General features: G+C 71.9%; 18 protein-coding genes and 1 pseudogene. 9 read left to right on the top strand and 10 right to left on the bottom strand.

The features are described from left to right. Positions 1–150 precede the first annotated feature (150 nt). Together ACIGO6_RS32565 and serB are read left to right on the top strand one after the other, a co-directional pair. Positions 151–1992, top strand: a pseudogene (locus ACIGO6_RS32565) (streptophobe family protein); the annotation flags it as partial. Between the two features lie 759 nt (positions 1993–2751). Further along, positions 2752–3984 (top strand): phosphoserine phosphatase SerB, encoded by a 1233-nt coding sequence (gene serB / locus ACIGO6_RS32570; RefSeq protein ID WP_399882606.1) that lies wholly within the window; start codon positions 2752–2754, stop codon positions 3982–3984. A 103-nt stretch (positions 3985–4087) separates the two neighbouring features. Here the strand turns inward: serB and ACIGO6_RS32575 are convergent, their stop codons facing one another. From ACIGO6_RS32575 to ACIGO6_RS32590, 4 genes are all read right to left on the bottom strand, one after another. Further along, positions 4088–4606, bottom strand: a complete 519-nt coding sequence (locus ACIGO6_RS32575; RefSeq protein ID WP_399882608.1) for a SixA phosphatase family protein — start codon at positions 4604–4606, stop codon at positions 4088–4090. A 122-nt stretch (positions 4607–4728) separates the two neighbouring features. Continuing rightward, a complete protein-coding gene (locus tag ACIGO6_RS32580; protein ID WP_399882610.1) occupies positions 4729–4935 on the bottom strand; it encodes a hypothetical protein in 207 nt (68 codons plus the stop codon). A gap of 208 nt (positions 4936–5143) precedes the next feature. Further along, positions 5144–5260 carry an SGM_5486 family transporter-associated protein gene (locus ACIGO6_RS32585; RefSeq protein WP_365619499.1) on the bottom strand — a complete coding sequence of 39 codons (117 nt, stop codon included), beginning with the start codon at positions 5258–5260 and terminating at the stop codon, positions 5144–5146. 34 nt (positions 5261–5294) lie between these two features. Further along, positions 5295–6665 (bottom strand): CynX/NimT family MFS transporter, encoded by a 1371-nt coding sequence (locus tag ACIGO6_RS32590; RefSeq protein ID WP_399882612.1) that lies wholly within the window; start codon positions 6663–6665, stop codon positions 5295–5297. Between the two features lie 46 nt (positions 6666–6711). Between ACIGO6_RS32590 and ACIGO6_RS32595 the strand changes: the two genes are divergently transcribed. After that, positions 6712–7404: a FadR/GntR family transcriptional regulator gene (locus ACIGO6_RS32595; RefSeq protein ID WP_399882614.1), complete on the top strand. Its 693-nt coding sequence runs from the start codon at positions 6712–6714 to the stop codon at positions 7402–7404. A 105-nt stretch (positions 7405–7509) separates the two neighbouring features. On the opposite strand, the gene fabI is transcribed toward ACIGO6_RS32595, so the two are convergent. Together fabI and fabG are read right to left on the bottom strand one after the other, a co-directional pair. After that, positions 7510–8277 (bottom strand): enoyl-ACP reductase FabI, encoded by a 768-nt coding sequence (gene fabI / locus ACIGO6_RS32600; protein ID WP_399882616.1) that lies wholly within the window; start codon positions 8275–8277, stop codon positions 7510–7512. Positions 8278–8282: 5 nt separating this feature from the next. Next, positions 8283–8987 (bottom strand): 3-oxoacyl-[acyl-carrier-protein] reductase, encoded by a 705-nt coding sequence (fabG, locus tag ACIGO6_RS32605; protein WP_399882618.1) that lies wholly within the window; start codon positions 8985–8987, stop codon positions 8283–8285. Between the two features lie 278 nt (positions 8988–9265). On the opposite strand from fabG, the gene ACIGO6_RS32610 reads away from it, so the two are divergent. From ACIGO6_RS32610 to tyrS, 3 genes are all read left to right on the top strand, one after another. After that, the gene (locus ACIGO6_RS32610; protein ID WP_399882620.1) at positions 9266–10789 is read left to right on the top strand and encodes a TldD/PmbA family protein; all 1524 of its coding nucleotides are present in this window, start codon (positions 9266–9268) and stop codon (positions 10787–10789) included. Then, complete coding sequence (locus ACIGO6_RS32615; RefSeq protein WP_399882622.1) at positions 10786–12183, top strand: metallopeptidase TldD-related protein; 1398 nt, start codon at positions 10786–10788, stop codon at positions 12181–12183. Before ACIGO6_RS32610 ends, ACIGO6_RS32615 begins: the two co-directional genes overlap by 4 nt. Before the next feature lie 72 nt (positions 12184–12255). After that, entirely contained in the window at positions 12256–13524 is a 1269-nt protein-coding gene (gene tyrS, locus ACIGO6_RS32620; protein ID WP_399882625.1) for a tyrosine--tRNA ligase, read from the top strand. A gap of 131 nt (positions 13525–13655) precedes the next feature. Here tyrS and ACIGO6_RS32625 read toward each other — a convergent pair whose 3' ends face one another. Continuing rightward, positions 13656–13937, bottom strand: coding sequence for a GlsB/YeaQ/YmgE family stress response membrane protein (locus tag ACIGO6_RS32625; RefSeq protein ID WP_399882627.1), 282 nt, complete (start codon positions 13935–13937; stop codon positions 13656–13658). Between the two features lie 261 nt (positions 13938–14198). Here ACIGO6_RS32625 and ACIGO6_RS32630 point away from each other — a divergent pair, with 261 nt between their 5' ends. Continuing rightward, positions 14199–14597 carry a DUF3099 domain-containing protein gene (locus ACIGO6_RS32630; protein WP_399882629.1) on the top strand — a complete coding sequence of 133 codons (399 nt, stop codon included), beginning with the start codon at positions 14199–14201 and terminating at the stop codon, positions 14595–14597. A gap of 211 nt (positions 14598–14808) precedes the next feature. Further along, positions 14809–15042, top strand: coding sequence for a hypothetical protein (locus tag ACIGO6_RS32635; RefSeq protein ID WP_399882631.1), 234 nt, complete (start codon positions 14809–14811; stop codon positions 15040–15042). On the opposite strand, the gene moaA is transcribed toward ACIGO6_RS32635, so the two are convergent. The 3 genes from moaA to ACIGO6_RS32650 form a co-directional block, all read right to left on the bottom strand. Further along, complete coding sequence (gene moaA / locus ACIGO6_RS32640) at positions 15039–16028, bottom strand: GTP 3',8-cyclase MoaA (RefSeq protein ID WP_399882633.1); 990 nt, start codon at positions 16026–16028, stop codon at positions 15039–15041. The two genes, ACIGO6_RS32635 and moaA, sit on opposite strands and share 4 nt — an antisense overlap. Positions 16029–16186: 158 nt before the next feature. Further along, the gene (locus ACIGO6_RS32645) at positions 16187–17821 is read right to left on the bottom strand and encodes a cation acetate symporter (RefSeq protein ID WP_399882635.1); all 1635 of its coding nucleotides are present in this window, start codon (positions 17819–17821) and stop codon (positions 16187–16189) included. Next, positions 17818–18174 carry a DUF485 domain-containing protein gene (locus ACIGO6_RS32650; protein ID WP_399882637.1) on the bottom strand — a complete coding sequence of 119 codons (357 nt, stop codon included), beginning with the start codon at positions 18172–18174 and terminating at the stop codon, positions 17818–17820. Before ACIGO6_RS32650 ends, ACIGO6_RS32645 begins: the two co-directional genes overlap by 4 nt. A gap of 264 nt (positions 18175–18438) precedes the next feature. On the opposite strand from ACIGO6_RS32650, the gene ACIGO6_RS32655 reads away from it, so the two are divergent. Further along, positions 18439–20013, top strand: coding sequence for a S8 family serine peptidase (locus ACIGO6_RS32655; RefSeq protein ID WP_399882639.1), 1575 nt, complete (start codon positions 18439–18441; stop codon positions 20011–20013). Positions 20014–20074: the final 61 nt, after the last annotated feature.

The following is a 20074-nucleotide window of genomic DNA, read 5'->3' on the forward strand; positions in this document are numbered from 1 at the left end:
CCCCTGACCGAAAGTCGGGCCTTGTGAAAACTGCGTAGGCACCCACCGGCCGCTGCCGTTGACGGGGTTGAAACCGGCCCGGAGAGTGGTAATCCACGCGAGAGGGACATGCGCGGCAACTGCGCCGCGCCGCGGATCGGGGGGTCTGCCATGAGCGCGTCCACGAGCGGCACGGGCGAGGGGTACGGCACCGGGGTGCCGTGGGGAGACGTCCTGATGTCCGCGATCGCCTCCGTGAGCTGGGCGCTGATCGGGATGGCGGGAACGGCGGCGCTCGGTCTGCATCTGCTGGACGCGGACGCGGCGGGCTCGTTGGGGCCGATGACCGCGGCGGTGGTGGCCCTCGGGGCGGGTGGTTCGGTCTCGCCGGCCGGGGACGTGTCCGTGTTCGGGCTGGAAGGGGCCCAGGCGCACACGGCCATCGAGATCGCGCCACTGGGCGTGGGGCTGGTCGGCGCGCTCCTCCTGTCGTTCTTCTTCCTACGGTCCCTGCGGGCGGCCGGAGTCGTGGTCGCGCCGGCCGAACTCCTCGCGCGTGCGGGCGCGGTGGTCGGCCTGTTCGTGGCGATGCTGGGCGGGCTGGCCTGGGCGGGTCACGACGTCGTCACGATCGACGGCGGCTCGCTCGGGCTCGACGACCTGCCCGGCGGCGGAGGGAGCGGGGGTCTCGAGATCCCGGGGCTCGGTGACGTGGGGGACATCGGCGGGCTGCTGCCCGACCGGATCGGCGACCTCGTCGACGCCGAGGCCGCGGTCGGCTTCACCGTCGACACCGTGCCGACGCTGCTGGGCGGGCTGGCCTGGTCCGCCGGGGTCCTGCTGATCGCGCTGCTCGCCTCGCGCCGCACTCCCCTGCCGCGCGGGTGCGAGGCCCTCCACCGGGTGGTGCGGCCGGCCGCTTCCGCCCTCGTCACGGTGGCGCTGACGGCGGTGGCGGCCGGCTTCGCGGCGGCGGCGTACGCGGCGATCGGCGACGACCATCCACGGCGGATCGCGGGAGCGGCACTGCTGGGGGCGCCGAACGGTGCGTGGCTCGGTGTGCCCGTCGGCCTCTTCGTGCCGTGGGACGGGCGGGCCACCGGTGAGCTGGTCCGGGTGCTCCCGGATCCGCTGGACGAGTTGCTGAGCGTCGGTGCCGAGGAGCCGGTCACGCTGGGGCGGCTGGCGGAGCTGGACGGGCGGGTGTGGCTGCTGGGGGTGGCGGCGGCGTTGATGATGCTGCTGGCCGGGGTGCTGACCGCGGTGCGGACGCCGGTGGCACGGGACGAGGCGGGCTCGTTCGGCTTCGCGGGGCGGTGTGGGCTGCGGCTGGGCGTCGCGACCGCGCTGGCGCTGCCGCTGCTGGCCTGGCTGACGGAGGTGTCCGTGGACGCCTCGCTCTCGGTCCTGGGCGTCGACGCGTTCGATGCGGGCATCGAGCTGCACGGGCGCCTCGGCACGGCGCTGCTGCTGGGTGCGGTGTGGGGCGCGGGCGCGGGGGTCGCCGGTGCGTTGCTCGCCCGCGCGACCGGGGCGACGGGCCGACGGGCAACGCTGTTGGCACGGGGTGCCGTGGGGGTGGCCGGGATGGTTGGGGTGACCGGCGTGACTGGGGCGGCCGGTGCGACCGGGGTGGCAGGACATGCGGCCGGGGGCACGAGCTGGGGCCGGGGCTCGGGTTCGAGCGCGGGCTCGGGTTCGGGGTCCGGGGCGGGTTCGGCACCAGGCTGGAGCCCGGGTGCGGGATCCGACGCGGGTTCGGCACCAGGCTGGAGCCCGGGTGCGGGATCCGACGCGGGTTCGGCACCGGGCTGGAGCCCGGGTGCGGGATCCGACGCGTGGGCAGGCGCGGGCTGGGGCCGGGACGAGTCCCCGGGATCAGGCGCGTGCCCGGGCGGGGGCTCGGGCCCGCGCTCGGCTTCGGGCTCAAGCCCGGGGCCATCCTCAGCACCGAGGGCAGGCGCGGGCTGGGGTCCGGGCGAGGCCCCCGGATCAGGCTCGGGCCCGAGCTCGGCCCCGGCCTCGGCCTCGGGCTCAAGCTCGGGGCCACCCCCAGCACCGAGGGCAGGCGCGGGCTGGGGCCCGGGCGAGGCACCGGGGGCAGGCGCGGGCTGGGGTCCGGGTGAGGGCTCGGGCCCTGCCCCAGGCTCCGGTGAGGGATCGGCGGGCCCTGGATCGGGCGCCGGTGCGGGTTCGGGGGGCGCGGTGGGGGGCGGGCCGTTCTCCGGGCCCTACCGGCCGGGGGTGCCGTACCGGCCGCCCCGCCCCGACACCAATCCGTACCTTCGGCTCTCGGAGGAACCGGAGGATGCGCCGCCCGGGGCGGGGTGGGCCGCGGGGAGCGGGGAGCGCTTGCCCGCAGGCCGGTTGCCCGACGGCGCGGGGCCTCGGCATGACGGCACGGGACGGCAGCCCGACGAGGAGCACGGCAGCGCCGGTGCGCAACCCGACGATGCAGGACAGGAGGCCGACAACGCTGGACGGCAGTCCGACGGCGTAGGACAGGGGGCCGACGACGACGTGCATGGCGCGCCCACCGTGGCCGGGCCGCTGGAGCCGCCCCCGGGAGGGTCGCGGCGGCCTCCGCGGCGCGGGGAAGGGGGCGGGGGACGTCCCGGAAGGCGGCCGTCCTCCCGCTGGGGTGAGGGACCGCCGCCCCCGCCTCCCCCGCCGCCGCCACGGCGCCCCAGGGACTGACCCCGACCCGGGCCGTGTCCGTCAGGCGGACCTCGGGCGCGAAAGGCACCGCGTGCCGGATACGGTGGGAACACCATGAGCGCTACGCAGACCTCTGACGTTCCCACTCTCCTCGTCAAGATCTTCGGCAAGGACCGGCCTGGCATCACGGCCGGCCTGTTCGACACCCTCGCCGCCTACTCCGTCGACGTCGTCGACATCGAGCAGGTCGTCACCCGTGGCCGGATCGTGCTGTGCGCGCTCGTGACCGAGCCGCCCCGAGGCCTGGAGGGCGACCTGCGGGCGACCGTCCACAGCTGGGCGGAGTCGATGAAGCTGCAGGCGGAGATCATTTCCGGTACCGGCGACAACCGCCCGCGCGGTCTCGGCCGCTCCCTGGTCACCGTGCTCGGACACCCGCTCACCGCGGAGGCGACAGCCGCCATAGCGGCCCGGATCACCGGCACCGGCGGCAACATCGACCGTATCTTCCGGCTCGCCAAGTACCCGGTGACCGCCGTCGAGTTCGCGGTGTCCGGTGTGGAGACCGAGCCCCTGCGCACCGCGCTGGCCACCGAGGCCTCGGCACTCGGTGTGGACGTCGCGGTCGTCTCGGCCGGGCTGCACCGGCGGGCGCAGCGCCTGGTCGTGATGGACGTGGACTCCACGCTGATCCAGGACGAGGTGATCGAGCTCTTCGCCGCGCACGCCGGCTGCGAGGACAAGGTCGCCGAGGTGACCGCCGCCGCGATGCGCGGGGAGCTGGACTTCGAGCAGTCCCTGCACGCGCGCGTGGCACTGCTGGAAGGGCTGGACGCCTCCGTGGTGGAGAAGGTGCGCGGCGAGGTGCGGCTGACGCCGGGCGCCCGCACCCTGATCCGCACCCTGAAGCGGCTCGGCTACCAGGTCGGCGTCGTCTCCGGCGGCTTCACCCAGGTCACCGACGATCTGCAGGAGCGGCTGGGGCTGGACTTCGCCCAGGCCAACACGCTGGAGATCGTCGACGGCAGGCTGACCGGACGGGTCACCGGGGAGATAGTGGACCGGGCCGGCAAGGCGCGGCTGCTGCGCCGGTTCGCCGCCGAGGCGGGCGTACCGCTGTCGCAGACCGTGGCCATCGGGGACGGCGCCAACGACCTGGACATGCTGAACGCGGCGGGGCTCGGGGTCGCCTTCAACGCCAAGCCGATGGTGCGCGAGGCGGCGCACACCGCGGTGAACGTGCCCTTCCTGGACACGGTCCTGTATCTGCTCGGCATCACCCGCGAAGAGGTGGAGGCGGCGGACACGCTGGCCGGAGACCTCGGCACGCACCTCGACGGACTCTGAGCCACCCGTCGACGGACTGGGAGCCCGTACGGCGAGGGCCCGGACCGCATGGGTGCCGGGCCCTGTCGCCCTGTGAGGTGTGGGGCCCCTGTCCGGGACGGGCTCAGTCCGTCGGTGCCCAGTAGTCGACCAGGGAGGCCCTGCCGGGCTCCACGTCCTTCCAGGAGCCCGTGAAGGAGAGGACGGCGAAGGCAGCGGTCGGGAACCCGCGGCGGCCCATCCGCTCGCGGACGTCCTCCTCGGCGGAGCCGGCCAGGATCTCGGCGAGTCCCTCCATGCCCGGGTTGTGGCCGATCACCAGCACGTTTTGCAGGTCGTCGGGGGTCTCGTTGAGCACGGCGATCAGCTCGCCGGGCGAGGCCTCGTAGATCCGCTCCTCATAGACGGTTTTCGGCCGCTGCGGGAACTCCTGGACGGCGAGCTTCCACGTCTCGCGGGTCCGGGTCGCGGTGGAGCACAGGGCCTGGTCGAAGGGGATGCCGGTGTCCGCCAGCCGGCGTCCGGCCTCTGCGGCGTCCTGGCGGCCCCGATCGGCGAGCGGCCGTTCATGGTCGTTCACCTGCGGCCAGTCGGCTTTCGCATGCCGGAAGAGGACAATCCTGCGGGGTTCTGCGACGCTCATGGCATCCAGCTTCGCATGAAACAGGCCACGGGGCGCAGGGAGTTGACATGCGGATTCACCGGTGGGAGGCACGACCGGGGCATCCGTCCGGATCCCCGCCCCCGGCTCCCGACGCTCCGGTCTCAGCGCGTGAGGAGCTGCTCCAGGCGCTCCAGGAGGTGGGTGACCGCGGGGGCGTCGGTGGTCGCGTGGGCGTCCGCCGGGTTGAGTATCAGCAACAGCAGCGCGACGAAGGCGAGCGCGGGCAGGGCCAGCGCCCACCAGGGCAGCCGGGTCTCGACGCCGCCCCTGGTCGCCTGGGGAGGCCGGGTGTAGGTAGGGGCCGACATGAGTGCCTCCGCTGGTCTTCGAGCGTCCCTGGTCCGCGGGCCGCGGCCCGCCTGTCGCGGGCACATCTCGAAGCTACGGAATCCGCGGGCCCCAACCCATCCGGAAGTCCACCCACTTGACCCTGACCCTCGCCCCCTAGGGGATGGGGGGTTAACCCCACCACCGGGCGGCCGAGAGGGTCAGGGCGAGGACGTCACGGCAAGGACGTCACGGCGAGGCGATCGTCGCGATGATGCCGATGATCACGAAGATCGCCAGGAAGGAACCGAAGACGATCAGCATCTTCTTCTGGCCGTGCTGGGGGTTCGGGTCGAGGACTGGCATGGCGCAATTCTCGCATCCGCCCCCCGCACCGAGGTCAGCGGGCCGCCTCCTCCTCCACCGTGCGGTCGCGGCCCGCCAGGAAGCCGACGATCATCTGCGGCACCATCAGGGCGCTCATCAGCGCGATCGGCAGGCCCCAGCCGCCGCTGTGCTGGTAGAGCACGCCGACCAGGAGCGGGCCCGGGATGGAGATCAGGTAGCCGGTGCTCTGCGCGAAGGCGGACAGCTGGGCGACGCCCACGCCCGTCCGGGCCCGCATCCCGACCATGGTCAGCGCGAGCGGGAAGGCGCAGTTGGAGACGCCGAGCAGCAGGGCCCAGGCCCAGGCGCCGCCGGCCGGGGCGAAGTACAGGCCGGCGTATCCGGCGAGTCCGCACACGCCCAGTACCAGCACGATCGGGCCCTGGTGCGGCAGGCGTGTCGCCACGCGCGGGATGACGAAGGCCAGCGGCACGCCCATCACCATGATGACGGCCAGCAGCAGTCCGGCGGTGCCGGCGGACACACCGGCGTCCCGGTAGATCTGCGCCATCCAGCCCATGGTGATGTAGGCGGCGGTGGCCTGGAGGCCGAAGAAAACGGCGAGCGCCCAGGCCGTGCGGCTGCGGGTGATCCGCAGCGCGGGCTGCTCGGCGGGCTGCTCCGCGGCCCGGTCCTCGGTCGCGGGCTCGGCGGCACCCGAAGCAGTGTCCCGGGCGGGCGTCGACGGGGTGGCCGGCGCCCTGCGGCCCCGTACGAACGGGATCCAGGGCAGTACGGCGGCGGCCCCCAGCGCGGCCCACACCGCGAGGCCGGGCTGCCAGTGACCGCCCAGGGCGTTCGTCACCGGCACGGTCGCCGCGGCCGCAATCGAGGTGCCGAAGGCGAGGGCCATGGAGTACAGGCCGGTCATGGAGCCGACCCGGTCGGGGAAGAACCGCTTGACGATGACCGGCATCAGGACGTTGCTGACGGCGATGCCCATCAGCGCGAGGGCGGTGGCGGCCAGGAAGCCCGCCGTGCCGCCTGCGTACGGGCGTATCAGCAGGCCCGCGGTGATGGCCGCCATGCCCGCGCAGACCACGGCGCCCGGTCCGAAGCGGCGGGCGAAGCGCGGGGCCGCGACCCCGAAGACGGCGAAGCAGAGCGGGGGCACGGAGGTGAGCAGTCCGGCCACGCCGCCGCTCATGCCGAGCCCGTCGCGGACCTCCTCCAGGAGCGCGCCGAGACTCGTGATGGCGGGGCGCAGGTTCAGTGCGGCCAGGACGATGCCGAGGATGAGCAGGCGGGTCGTCCACGCCGTCCACGCGCGCGTGCCGGGCGCCTCGTCCGGCACCCGGGTCGTTCGGGATGTCGTCTGCGTCTCCGTCCGGGTTTCCGTACGAGTCTCCGTCCGGGTTTCGTCACTAGCCATGAGGCCCATCATAGAATCATGGGATGATTGGTTGTCCACTCGCGTGCGAAGGTGAGTCATGCCTCTGAGCCATCCCCGTCGCTCGGCGCTGTCCGAGCAGGTCATCGCGTCGCTGCGGCAGCAGATCGCCTCGGGCGAGTGGCCGGTCGGTTCCCGCATCCCCACCGAGCCCGAGCTGGTCGAACAGCTCGGAGTCGCCCGGAACACCGTCCGTGAGGCGGTTCGCGCGCTGGCCCACAACGGTCTGGTGGACATCCGCCAGGGCTCCGGCACGTACGTGGTGGCGACCAGCGAGCTGGCGGGTGTGATGCAGCGCCGGTTCGCCGACGCCGATCCCCGGCACATCGCCGAGCTGCGCTCCACCCTGGAGTCCGCCGCCGCCCGACTCGCCGCCGAGCGGCGCACGGAGAAGGACCTCAAGCAGCTCGACGCGCTGCTGGTGCGCCGCGAGGAGGCCTGGGCGTCGGGCGACACGGAGGCCTTCGTGGCGGCGGACGCGACCTTCCACCTGGCCGTCGTGGCCGCCTCGCACAACGACGTGATGACCGCGATGTACGCGGATCTGGGCGAGGTGATGCGGGACTGGCTGCGCGAGGACGTCGGCAGCGAGCTGACGCCCGAGACGCACATGGACCACACGCGCCTGGTCGACGCGATCCGCGCGGGCGACGCGGGGACGGCCGGGGCGGAGGCGGCCGGCTATCCGTTCCTGTGCCGCCCCGGCCGGTTCGCCGCGCCCGCCGGCGGCTGACTCACGCCGCCCGCGCTTCCCATCGGCACCGGCCGTACGGCCGTACGGCCCGACACGCCGAGGGCCCGCACCCCCGAAAGGATGCGGGCCCGGGAAGACGACCGGTCAGGCGCCGATGGCGTGCAGACCACCGTCGACGTGGACGATCTCGCCCGTGGTCTTCGGGAACCAGTCGCTCAGCAGCGCGACGATCCCGCGGCCGGCGGGCTCCGGGTCCTTCAGGTCCCACTCCAGCGGGGACCGGCTGTCCCACACGGAGGCCAGCTCGCTGAAGCCCGGGATGGACTTGGCGGCCATGGAGCCCAGCGGGCCGGCCGAGACGAGGTTGCAGCGGATGTTCTGCTTGCCCAGGTCACGGGCCATGTAGCGGTTGGTGGCCTCCAGCGCGGCCTTGGCCGGGCCCATCCAGTCGTACTGCGGCCAGGCGAACTGCGCGTCGAAGGTGAGGCCGACGACCGAGCCGCCGTTCTGCATCAGCGGCAGGCAGGCCATGGTCAGCGACTTCAGGGAGAACGCCGAGACGTGCATGGCCGTGGCGACCGACTCGAACGGCGTGTTGAGGAAGTTGCCGCCGAGCGCGTCCTGCGGCGCGAAGCCGATGGAGTGCACGACACCGTCGAGGCCGCCGAGCTCCTCGCCGACGACGTCGGCCAGGCGCGCGAGGTGCTCGTCGTTGGTGACGTCGAGCTCGATGACCTTGGTGGGCTTGGGGAGCTTCTTGGCGATGCGCTCGGTCAGCGTGGGCCGCGGGAACGCGGTCAGGATGACCTCGGCGCCCTGCTCCTGGGCCAGCTTCGCGGCGTGGAAGGCGATGGAGGCCTCCGTCAGCACACCGGTGATCAGGACGCGCTTGCCCTCGAGAATTCCACTCATGGTGATCAGTGACCCATTCCCAGTCCGCCGTCAACGGGGATGACGGCTCCAGTGATGTACGAGGCGTCGTCCGACGCGAGGAACCGCACCGTCGCGGCGATCTCCTCCGGCTGTGCGTACCGGCCGAGCGGCACCTGCGACACGATGTTCGACCGCTGCTCGTCGGTGAGCGCCTTGGTCATGTCCGTGTCGACGAAGCCGGGCGCGACGACGTTGAAGGTGATGTTGCGCGAGCCCAGCTCACGGGCGAGGGAGCGCGCGAAGCCGACCAGGGCGGCCTTGGAGGCGGAGTAGTTGGCCTGCCCCGCGGAGCCGAGCAGCCCGACCACCGAGGAGATGAGCACGACGCGGCCCTTCTTGGCGCGCAGCATGCCGCGGTTGGCGCGCTTGACGACGCGGAAGGTGCCGGTGAGGTTGGTGTCGACGACGGAGGTGAAGTCCTCCTCGGACATGCGCATCAGCAGCTGGTCCTTGGTGACGCCGGCGTTGGCGACCAGGACCTCGACGGGACCGTGCGCTTCCTCGATCTCCTTGTAGGCCTGCTCCACCTGCTCGCTGTCGGTGATGTCGCACTTGACGGCGAGGAAGCCGGCGGGTGGCTCACCCGAGCGGTACGTGATCGCGACCTTGTCGCCGGCGTCGGCGAAAGCTCGGGCGATGGCGAGGCCGATGCCCCGGTTGCCTCCGGTGACGAGAACCGAGCGGCTCAACGGATCACCCTTTCGATAGCGTTCTGGTACCCGCCCGAACACCCGGTTGACAGGCGGCGATGGAACAGGCGGCTTCCTCGAAAACCTATCGGTCCCCGCCCCTCCGCGAAGAATCGGGCACCCACAGTGGCTTAGGGGGCTGACTGTCGGGTCCCTACAGAAAAGGGCTCGGCCCCAGCCGGAAAGGTGTGGTCCCCGTCCGGCCCGACGCGACATGATGCGGCGCAGCCCCCGGTGTCGCGGCAGACGACCGGTCACGTCGACAGAAAGAGACGCAGGTGCCTCACAGCATCGACGAAGCCTTCACGGCACTCCCGCTACGCGCCCTCGCCGACGCCGCGCTCGCACGCGCGCGTGCGCTGGGCGCCGAGCACGCGGACTTCCGGCTGGAGCGGGTGCGCAACGCCTCCTGGCGCCTCAGGGACGCCAAGCCCGCCGGGTCCTCGGACACCACCGACCTCGGGTACGCGGTGCGCGTGGTGCACGGCGGTACGTGGGGGTTCGCGTCGGGGGTGGACCTGACGATGGACGCCGCCGCCAAGGTCGCCTCGCAGGCGGTGGCGATGGCGAAGCTGTCCGCGCAGGTGATCAAGGCGGCCGGGTCGGACGAGAGGGTCGAGCTCGCCGACGAGCCCGTGCACGCCGACCGGACCTGGGTCTCGTCGTACGAGATCGATCCCTTCACCGTGCCCGACGCCGAGAAGTCGGCCCTGTTGGCCGACTGGAGCGCGCGACTGCTGGCGGCGGACGGGGTCGATCACGTCGACGCCTCGCTGCTCACCGTGCACGAGAACAAGTTCTACGCCGACACCGCCGGCACCGTGACCACCCAGCAGCGCGTGCGGCTGCACCCGGTGCTCACCGCGGTGTCGGTGGACGACTCCAGCGGCGAGTTCGACTCCATGCGCACGCTGGCGCCGCCGGCCGGGCGCGGCTGGGAGTACCTGACCGGCACCGGCTGGGACTGGGACGCGGAACTGGCCGGGATCCCGGAGCTGCTGGCCGAGAAGATGCGCGCGCCGAGCGTCGAGGCGGGGCTGTACGACCTGGTCGTCGCCCCCTCCAACCTGTGGCTGACCATCCACGAGTCCATCGGCCACGCCACCGAGCTGGACCGCGCCCTCGGCTACGAGGCCGCCTACGCCGGTACCTCCTTCGCCACCTTCGACCGGCTCGGCACGTTGCGCTACGGCTCGGAGCTGATGAACGTCACCGGCGACCGCACCGCCGAGCACGGCCTCGCGACCATCGGGTACGACGACGAGGGCGTCGAGGGGCAGTCCTGGGACCTGGTGAAGGACGGCACGCTGGTCGGCTACCAGCTCGACCGGCGGATCGCGAGGCTCACCGGGTTCGAGCGGTCCAACGGGTGCGCCTACGCCGACTCCCCCGCCCATGTGCCCGTGCAGCGCATGGCCAACGTGTCGCTGCGGCCGGATCCGGGCGGGTTGTCGACGGAGGATCTCATCGGGGGCGTGGAGCGCGGGATCTATGTCGTCGGGGACCGGTCCTGGTCGATCGACATGCAGCGCTACAACTTCCAGTTTACCGGGCAGCGGTTCTTCCGGATCGAGAACGGGCGGCTCGCCGGGCAGCTGCGGGACGTGGCCTACCAGGCGACGACCACCGACTTCTGGGGCTCCATGGCGGCCGTCGGCGGCCCGCAGACGTACGTCCTGGGCGGCGCCTTCAACTGCGGCAAGGCCCAGCCGGGGCAGGTCGCGGCCGTCTCGCACGGCTGCCCGTCCGCCCTCTTCAGGGGCGTCACCATTCTCAACACCACCCAGGAGGCGGGTCGATGAGCGCGCGCACGAGCAGGCCGCACGAGATCGTCGAGCGGGCGCTGGAGCTGTCCCGGGCGGACGGCTGCGTCGTCATCGCCGACGAGGAGTCCACCGCCAACCTGCGCTGGGCGGGCAACGCGCTCACCACCAACGGTGTCACGCGCGGGCGCACGCTCACCGTCGTCGCCACCGTCGACGGGCAGGAGGGCACGGCGTCCGGGGTCGTGTCGCGCTCGGCCGTGACCGTGGACGAGCTGGAGCCCCTGGTGCGCGCCGCCGAGGCCGCCGCGCGCGGCGCGGGGCCCGCCGAGGACGCGCAGCCGCTGGTCACGGGTGTGCCGGCCTCGCCGGACTTCACCGACGCGCCGGCCGAGACGTCGTCGGCCGTGTTCGCCGACTTCGCGCCGGCCCTCGGGGAGGCGTTCGCACGCGCGCGCGCCGGCGGTCGGGAGCTGTACGGCTTCGCCAACCACGAGATGACGTCGACGTACGTGGGCACGTCCACGGGGCTGCGGCTCCGCCACGACCAGCCCAACGGGACGCTGGAGCTGAACGCCAAGTCGCCGGACCGTACCCGGTCGGCGTGGGCGGGGCGGGCCACGCGGGACTTCAAGGACGTCGATCCGGCCGCGCTCGACGCGGAGCTCGCCGTACGGCTCGGCTGGGCCGAGCGGCGGGTGGAGCTGCCCGCGGGCCGGTACGAGACGCTGCTGCCGCCGACCGCGGTCGCGGACCTGCTGATCTACCAGTTCTGGTCGGCGTCGGGCCGGGACGCGGCCGAGGGGCGGACGGTGTTCTCGAAGCCGGGCGGCGGCACGCGCGCGGGCGAGCGGCTCGGCGAGCTGCCGCTGACGCTGCGCAGTGATCCGCACGAGCCGGGTCTGGAGTGCGCGCCCTTCGTGGTCGCGCACTCCTCGGGCGGCGACCAGTCGGTCTTCGACAACGGGCTGCCGGTCGGGGCGACCGACTGGATCCGCGCGGGTGAGCTGCACCGGCTGACCACCACGCGGCACAGCGCCGGGCTGACCGGGCTGCCGGTGGCGCCGGCGATCGGCAACCTGGTCCTGGACGGCGGCGACCCCGACCGCTCCCTGGACGAGATGGTCGCCGGCACCGCGCGCGGCCTGCTGCTGACCTGCCTGTGGTACATCCGCGAGGTCGACCCGGCGACGCTGCTGCTGACCGGGCTGACCCGGGACGGTGTCTATCTCGTCGAGGACGGCGAGGTCGTCGGCGAGGTGAACAACTTCCGGTTCAACGAGTCGCCGGTGGACCTGCTGGGCCGGGCCGCGGAGGCCGGGCGGACGGAGAAGACGCTGCCCAGGGAGTGGGGCGACTGGTTCACCAGGGCCGCGATGCCCGCGCTGCGCGTCCCCGATTTCAATATGAGCTCTGTCAGTCAGGGCGTATAACCTCGTAGTCGGCTGTCACTCGACTGCCTGAAGATCATCAGTGTTCATGAGTACGTAGGAGACACGAGAACCGTGACGGACATCGTCGACGAGCTGAAGTGGCGCGGGCTGTTCGCCCAGTCCACTGACGAGGACGCTTTGCGCAAGGCGCTCGCGGACGGTCCCGTCACGTTCTATTGCGGTTTCGACCCGACCGCGCCGTCCCTGCACGTGGGGCACCTGGTGCAGGTGCTCACCGTGCGCCGGCTCCAGCAGGCCGGTCACCGGCCGCTGGCGCTGGTCGGCGGCGCGACGGGCCAGATCGGTGACCCGCGCCCGACCGCGGAGCGCACGCTGAACTCGCCGGAGACCGTCGCGGGCTGGGTGGAGCGGCTGCGCGGCCAGATCGAGCCGTTCCTGTCCTTCGAGGGCGAGAACGCCGCGGTGATGGTCAACAACCTCGACTGGACCGCGAACCTCTCCGCGATCGAGTTCCTGCGGGACATCGGCAAGCACTTCCGCGTCAACAAGATGCTGACGAAGGACTCCGTCGCCCGGCGGCTGGAGTCCTCCGAGGGCATCAGCTACACGGAGTTCAGCTACCAGTTGCTCCAGGCGATGGACTTCCTCCAGCTCTACCGGAGGTACGGCTGCACGATGCAGCAGGGCGGCAGCGACCAGTGGGGCAACCTCACGGCCGGCCTGGACCTGCTGCACCGCCTGGAGCCGGACGCCTCCGTCCACGCCTACGCGACGCCGTTGATGACCAAGGCGGACGGCACCAAGTTCGGCAAGACCGAGGGCGGCGCCGTCTGGCTCGACCCGGAGATGACCACGCCGTACGCGTTCTACCAGTTCTGGCTGAACGTGGACGACCGGGACATCTCGACGTACATGCGCATCCTGTCCTTCCGTTCCCGTGCGGAGCTGGAGGAGCTGGAGCGGCAGACCGAGGAGCGTCCGCAGGCCCGCGCCGCGCAGCGCGCGCTGGCCGAGGAGCTGACGACGCTGGTGCACGGCGCCGATCAGACGGCCGCGGTGATCGCCGCGTCCAAGGCCCTCTTCGGCCAGGGCGATCTGGCGGAGCTGGACGACAGGACGCTGGCCGCGGCCCTCTCCGAGGTGCCGCACGTCAAGGTGACCGAGCTCGGCCCGGTCGTGGACCTGTTCGCCGAGGTCGGCCTGGTCGCCAGCAAGTCCGCCGCGCGCCGCACGGTGAAGGAGGGCGGCGCCTACGTGAACAACACCAAGGTCGCCGGCGAGGACGCGGTCCCCGCCAAGGAGGACCTGCTGCACGGACGCTGGCTGGTGCTGCGCCGCGGCAAGAAGAACCTGGCCGCGGTGGAGGTCACCGGGGCCTGAGCGCCCACGGGAGGAGGCGGCGGTCTCCGGTGCCCTGCGGGTGCCGGAGACCTCGTCGGCCCCAGCCCCCGCCGCCCCAGACCCCGCCGCCTCGGTCCTCGCGGCCCCTGCGCCGTACGGGTCGGGGGCCGTCAGGCCCGTTCACGCCGTTTGTTGCCCCGCACCGCCATGTACGCCGCGTCACCGACGGCGACGATGATGATCGCGGCCACCAGCTGGAAGAGGTGCCGCCACCAGTCGATGCCGGAGGTCTCGCCCACGCCGACCGCCCGGGCGATCGCGTTGCCGGCGATGGCACCGAGGATGCCGAAGATGGTGGTCAGCCACAGGGGGCTGTGCTGCTTCCCGGGGATGACCGCCTTGGCGATCAGACCGAGCACGAATCCGACGATGATCGCCCACAACCAGCCCATGGCTGCCTCCTCATACGGCTTACGCGAGCATTGCAGCCAGTTTTCGGCCGTACCGCGTACGGCGCATTCCGGGTACGGCCGAACGGGGTACCCCGCCTGCGTACCGCGGCGCATGCCGTGCGCGCGCAGCGAGGGTGCCCCGGTCTCGTAGGCGGCGCAGGAGCGGCGTAACGTGGGGAGTTGTCCGGGACCGGCGTCCCCGAGCGGCCCCGGACGGAAGTGGGGCGGGGAGAGTCCGATGCGGGCGGATGGTGGAACCTGATGCGGAAGCTGAGTACCGGCGGTCATGCCGAGGTGTTCCGGATCACCGGGGCCCGGGCGGGTCTCCAGGACGACGTGCGCGCGCGCCAGCGCCGGTACATCATCTCGATGTCGATCCGTACGGTGTCGGTGGTCCTCGCGGCTTGTCTGTGGAACGTGGAACGGCACGTCGCGATCGTGGCCCTGATCCTCGGGGCGGTCCTGCCGTACATCGCCGTGGTGATCGCGAACGCGGGGCGCGAGAACGCGCCATCGTTGCCGTCGACGTTCGTCACGGCGCCGACGCCGCCGATGATCATGCCGTCGCACGACGAGGACGGTTCCGCGGAATCCGTCCCGGAGGGCGCCGGGTCCGATCCGGCGCCGGGTGCGGCCGGTGAACCGCGCGCTCGGTCGTGAGTGCGGAGCCGTCGTCGGGGCGGGCGTCGATTCCACGCCAGGCAGAAGAAATGCTCAGATGAATCATGTGGTTCCGGTGCCGGGCGACGGGTGACCCGTGACATACTTCGTACGCGCTCCGCATCCCCCGTCGGAGCGACGGACCGACGCCGGGCAGCTCCCCCCGTGGCTGCTCGGCGTCGCCTTTTGTGTGGATCTGTGAGACGAACCTGTGAGTGACGAGACCACCCCGATCTGCTCCGCCAAGGGCTGCCGCTCCGCCGCCGTGTGGGTGCTGGCGTGGAACAACCCGAAGATCCACACGCCCGAGCGCCGCAAGACGTGGATCGCGTGCGACGAGCACAAGGAGCATCTGTCGCAGTTCCTCGGGGTGCGGGGGTTCCTGAAGGACGTGGTCCCGCTCGCCGACTGGGAGCCCCCGGAGAACACCTCGGAGAGGCCCTAACCCCCGATCGCCGACATCGGCCGGTCGGGCTGGACGAAGGTCGGGTCGTCGAGGCCGGCGCCGGCCTTCTTGCCCCACATGGCCAGCCGCCAGATCCGGGCGATCTCCTCGTCGGGCGCGTCGGAGCGCAGGGCGGCGCGCAGGTCGGTCTCCTCGCGGGCGAACAGGCAGGTGCGCACCTGGCCGTCGGCGGTGAGGCGGGTGCGGTCGCAGGCCGAGCAGAACGGGCGGGTGACGGAGGCGATGACGCCGACGCGGTGCGGTCCGCCGTCCACGACCCAGCGCTCGGCGGGGGCCGAGCCGCGCTCCTCGGAGCCCTCGGCGGTCAGCTCGAAGCGGGTGCGCAGGGAGGTCAGGATGTCCCCGGCGGTGACCATGCCCTCGCGCGTCCAGCCGTGCTGGGCGTCCAGGGGCATCTGCTCGATGAAGCGCAGTTCGTAGTCGTGCTCGACGGCCCAGGCGAGCAGGTCGGGGGCCTCGTCGTCATTGAGCCCCGGCATCAGGACGGTGTTGACCTTCACGGGGGTCAGGCCGGCCTCGCGGGCGGCCCGCAGGCCCTCCAGGACGTCCTTGTGGCGGTCGCGGCGCGTGAGGGTCTTGAAGACGTCCGGGCGCAGGGTGTCCAGCGAGACGTTGACCCGGTCCAGGCCCGCCTCCTTCAGGGCCGTCGCCGTGCGCCGCAGGCCGATGCCGTTGGTGGTGAGGGACATCTGGGGGCGCGGCTCCAGAGCCGCGACGCGCTCGACGATGCCGACCAGACCGGGGCGCAGCAGGGGCTCGCCGCCGGTGAAGCGGACCTCCTCGATGCCGAGGGAGGTGACCGCGATGTCGATGAGGCGGACGATCTCGTCGTCCGTGAGCAGATCGGGCTTGGCCAGCCACTGCAGGCCCTCCTCGGGCATGCAGTAGGTGCAGCGCAGATTGCAGCGGTCGGTGAGCGAGACCCTCAGGTCGGTGGCCACTCGGCCGTAGGTGTCGATGAGCACGTGGGCCCCCTCCCTCGACGCGGATCGGCGGAGCACTTGTCTCCTCCTGCACCTGCGAGCCTACGCGACGGGTCCGACATCGACAGCGGGCCGAACCCTACGACGTACGGCGCGGCCCCGTCGTAGGGACCTACGACGGGGCCGCGCGCCGGGTGGGATCAGTGGGCGCCCGTACCGGTCAGGGACCGGACCTCGAGCTCCGCGTACTTGGCCTTGTCCGGCTCCTCCTTGGACAGGACCGTGCCGAGCCAGCCCATGACGAAGCCGAACGGGATGGAGATGAGGCCCGGGTTCTTCAGCGGGAACCAGGCGAAGTCGACGTCGGGGAACATCGCCTTCGGGTCGCCGGAGACCACCGGTGAGAACAGCACCAGGCCGACGGCGACGATCAGGCCGCCGTAGATCGACCACAGGGCGCCCTGGGTGGTGAACCGCTTCCAGAACAGGCTGTAGAGGATCGTCGGCAGGTTGGCGGACGCGGCGACCGCGAAGGCCAGGGCGACCAGGCCGGCCACGTTCAGGTCGCGGGCGAGGGCGCCGAGCGCGATGGAGACGATGCCGATGAAGACGGTGGCCCAGCGGGCCGCCCGCATCTCCTCCTTCTCGGTGGCCTGGCCCTTGCGGATGACGTTGGCGTAGATGTCGTGCGCGAAGGACGAGGACGAGGCGAGGGTGAGGCCGGCGACCACGGCGAGGATGGTCGCGAAGGCCACCGCGGAGATCGTGGCGAGCAGGATCGCGCCCCAGGCCGAGTCGACGCCGCCGACGTGCAGCGCGAGCAGCGGCGCGGCGGTGTTGCCGGACGCGTTGGACTCGGTGATCTCCTTCGGTCCGACGAGCGCGGCGGCGCCGAAGCCGAGCGCGATGGTCATCAGGTAGAAGGCGCCGATGATGCCGATCGCCCAGTTCACGGACTTACGGGCGGCCTTGGCGTTGGGCACCGTGTAGAAGCGGATCAGGATGTGCGGCAGGCCGGCCGTGCCGAGCACCAGGGCGATGCCGAGGGAGATGAAGTCCAGCTTGGTGGTGCCGTTGGCGCCGTACTGGAGGCCGGGCTCCAGGAAGGCGGCGCCGTGGCCGCTCTTCTCGGCGGCGGTGCCCAGCAGGTCGGAGATGTTGAAGTCGAACTTCAGCAGCACCAGGAAGGTGATCAGGATGGTGCCGCCGATCAGCAGGACGGCCTTGACCATCTGGACCCAGGTGGTGCCCTTCATGCCGCCGATGGAGACGTACACGATCATCAGGATGCCGACGAGGGCCACGATGAGGATCTTGCCGGCGTCGGAGGTGATGCCGAGCAGCAGCGAGACGAGGATGCCCGCGCCGGCCATCTGGGCCAGCAGGTAGAAGATCGAGACGACGATGGTGGACGTGCCGGCGGCGGTGCGCACCGGGCGCTGGCGCATGCGGTACGCGAGGACGTCGCCCATCGTGTAGCGGCCGGAGTTCCTGAGCGGCTCGGCGACCAGGAGCAGGGCGACCAGCCAGGCGACCAGGAAGCCGATGGAGTAGAGGAAGCCGTCGTAGCCGAAGAGGGCGATGGCGCCGGCGATGCCGAGGAAGGACGCGGCGGACATGTAGTCGCCGGAGACGGCGAGTCCGTTCTGGAAGGCGCTGAACTGGCGGCCGCCCGCGTAGAAGTCGGCGGCGTCCTTGGTCTGGCGGCCCGCCCAGACGGTGATGCCGAGCGTGGCGAGGACGAAGAGGGCGAAGAGGGTGATGATGAGCGGCCGGTGCTCGCTGGCCTCGTTGGCGGCGAGTTCGGCGGCGAAAACGGTCTGTGCGGGGCTCATGCGCCGCCCTCCATCCGGGACTTGATGGCCTCGGCCTTGGGGTCGAGCTTCGCGGCGGCGTGCCGCGAGTACCACCAGGCGATGAGGAACGTGGTGACGAACTGGGCGATGCCGAAGACGAAGGCGACGTTGATGTTGCCGAACAGCTTGGTGCCCATGAAGCCGCCGGCGTAGTTCGACAGCAGCACGTACAGCAGGTACCAGGCGACGAACGCGATCGTCAGCGGGAAGGCGAAGGAGCGGAAGGAGTGGCGCAGTTCGGCGAACTCAGCGCTCTGCTGCACTGCGGAGAACTCCTCGGCGGACGGCAGTGGGCGTTCCTCTTTCGCGGGGGGCGGGGCGTCGGTGGCCACGGAGTCTCCTCGTACGACGGACATGACGGCTTGGACCTCGGTGTTCTCGCAGGGGCTGATCGTGCTCGGGCTCCCTGCCCAACGACACGGCGCCTCGCGGGGCCCGGTTCAACCGCCCGGGCACTTTCCGAAGTCACCCGCGGCGGGTCATTGCTGGCCAGCGACTTCGGGGGATAGCTTCGCCCTGCACCACTGCGTCATGTACCTGCCCGAGCACCACCTGTGTCTCGGGCCGGTTTCGTTTCCGGATGATGTGGAGACCCCATGGATCATCTGCATGCGCCGCGTTCGTCGCGGTCCCCGCGGTCCAGACGGCGGCTCGCCCTGGCCGTACCCGTCGCGCTGTCGCTGACCGCGTCGCTCGGTTTCCTGCCGGCCGCAGCGTCGGCCGCCCCGCGCGCGGAGCCCGCCGCAGGGGCCGCGCAGGCGGAGCGGGCCGAGGACGCGCCCCGCCTGGCGTATGTCGTCAACACGCGGACGGACCGGCGCACGATCGCCTCGGTGAAGCGGGCGACGGCAGAGGCGGGCGGCGAGGTGGTCGCCGCGTACGACGGGATCGGCGTGCTCGTCGTCCACTCGGCCAACCCCGGCTTCGCCACCGAGATGCGGGGGGTCCGCGGCGTGCAGTCGGCGGGCGCGACCCGCACCACGCCGCTGACCGCCGCGGGTACGACCGACGAGGGCGCCGCCGGGATGCTCTCCGCCGAGCAGGCCGCGAAAACCGCCGAGGCCTCCGCGGCCACGGGGGCCGGCGAGCCGCTGGAGGCGGACCAGTGGGACCTGCGCGCGATAGGCGCCGACAGGGCGGCGAAGATCAACCCCGGCAGCTCCAAGGTCACCGTCGCCGTGATCGACACCGGCGTCGACGACACCCACCCCGACCTCGCCCCGAACTTCTCCGCGTCCCAGTCGGCCAACTGCGTCGGCGGCAGGGCGGACACCAGCGAGGGCGCCTGGCGGCCGTACACCGCCGAGGACTACCACGGCACCCATGTGGCCGGTGAGATCGCCGCCGCCCGCAACGGCATCGGCGTCGCCGGTGTCGCGCCGGGCGTGAAGGTGTCGAGCATCAAGGTGAGCGACCCGGACAACGGCCTCTTCTACCCCGAGAACGTCGTGTGCGCGTTCGTGTTCGCCGCCGACCACGGGGTGGAGATCACCAACAACAGCTACTACGTGGACCCGTGGCTGTACAACTGCATGGACGACCCGGACCAGCGCGCCATCGTCGACGCGGTCAACCGGGCCCAGCTGTACGCCCAGCGCAAGGGCACCCTGCACCTCGCCTCCGCCGGCAACTCCAACCACGACCTGGACTCCGACGCCATCGTCGACGACTCCAGCCCCGACGACTCCACGCCGGTGACGCGGACCATCGACCCGCACGCGTGCTTCGACGTGCCGACCCAGCTGCCGGGCGTCGTCACCGTCAGCGCGACGGGCGTCGACAAGGAGAAGTCGTACTACTCCTCGTACGGCAACGGTGTCGTCGACATCGCGGCGCCGGGCGGTGACCGGCGCTACCAGATCCCGGACACGCCGTCGAAGGACGGCCGCATCCTGTCGACCATGCCGGGCAACGCGTACGGCTACCTCCAGGGCACGTCCATGGCCGCGCCGCACGCCGCCGGTGTCGCCGCGCTGCTCAAGTCGAAGCACCCCTGGGCGTCCCCGGCGCAGTTGCAGCGGCTGCTGAAGGCGCAGGCGGACAACCCGGGCTGCCCGGCCTCCTACGACCAGGACGGCGACGGCGCGCAGGACGCGACGTGCGAGGGCGGCAGGCAGGTCAACGGCTTCTACGGCTTCGGTGTCGTCAACGCGCTGCGCGCGGTGAAGTGACGCGCGCCGGCACCGACTTCGGTTCTTTCTCGCACTTCGGTCCCCTCTCGAACCACCTGGC

The sequence above is a fragment of the Streptomyces sp. NPDC053750 genome, from assembly GCF_044544295.1.
In the GTDB taxonomy this organism is placed as follows: domain Bacteria; phylum Actinomycetota; class Actinomycetes; order Streptomycetales; family Streptomycetaceae; genus Streptomyces.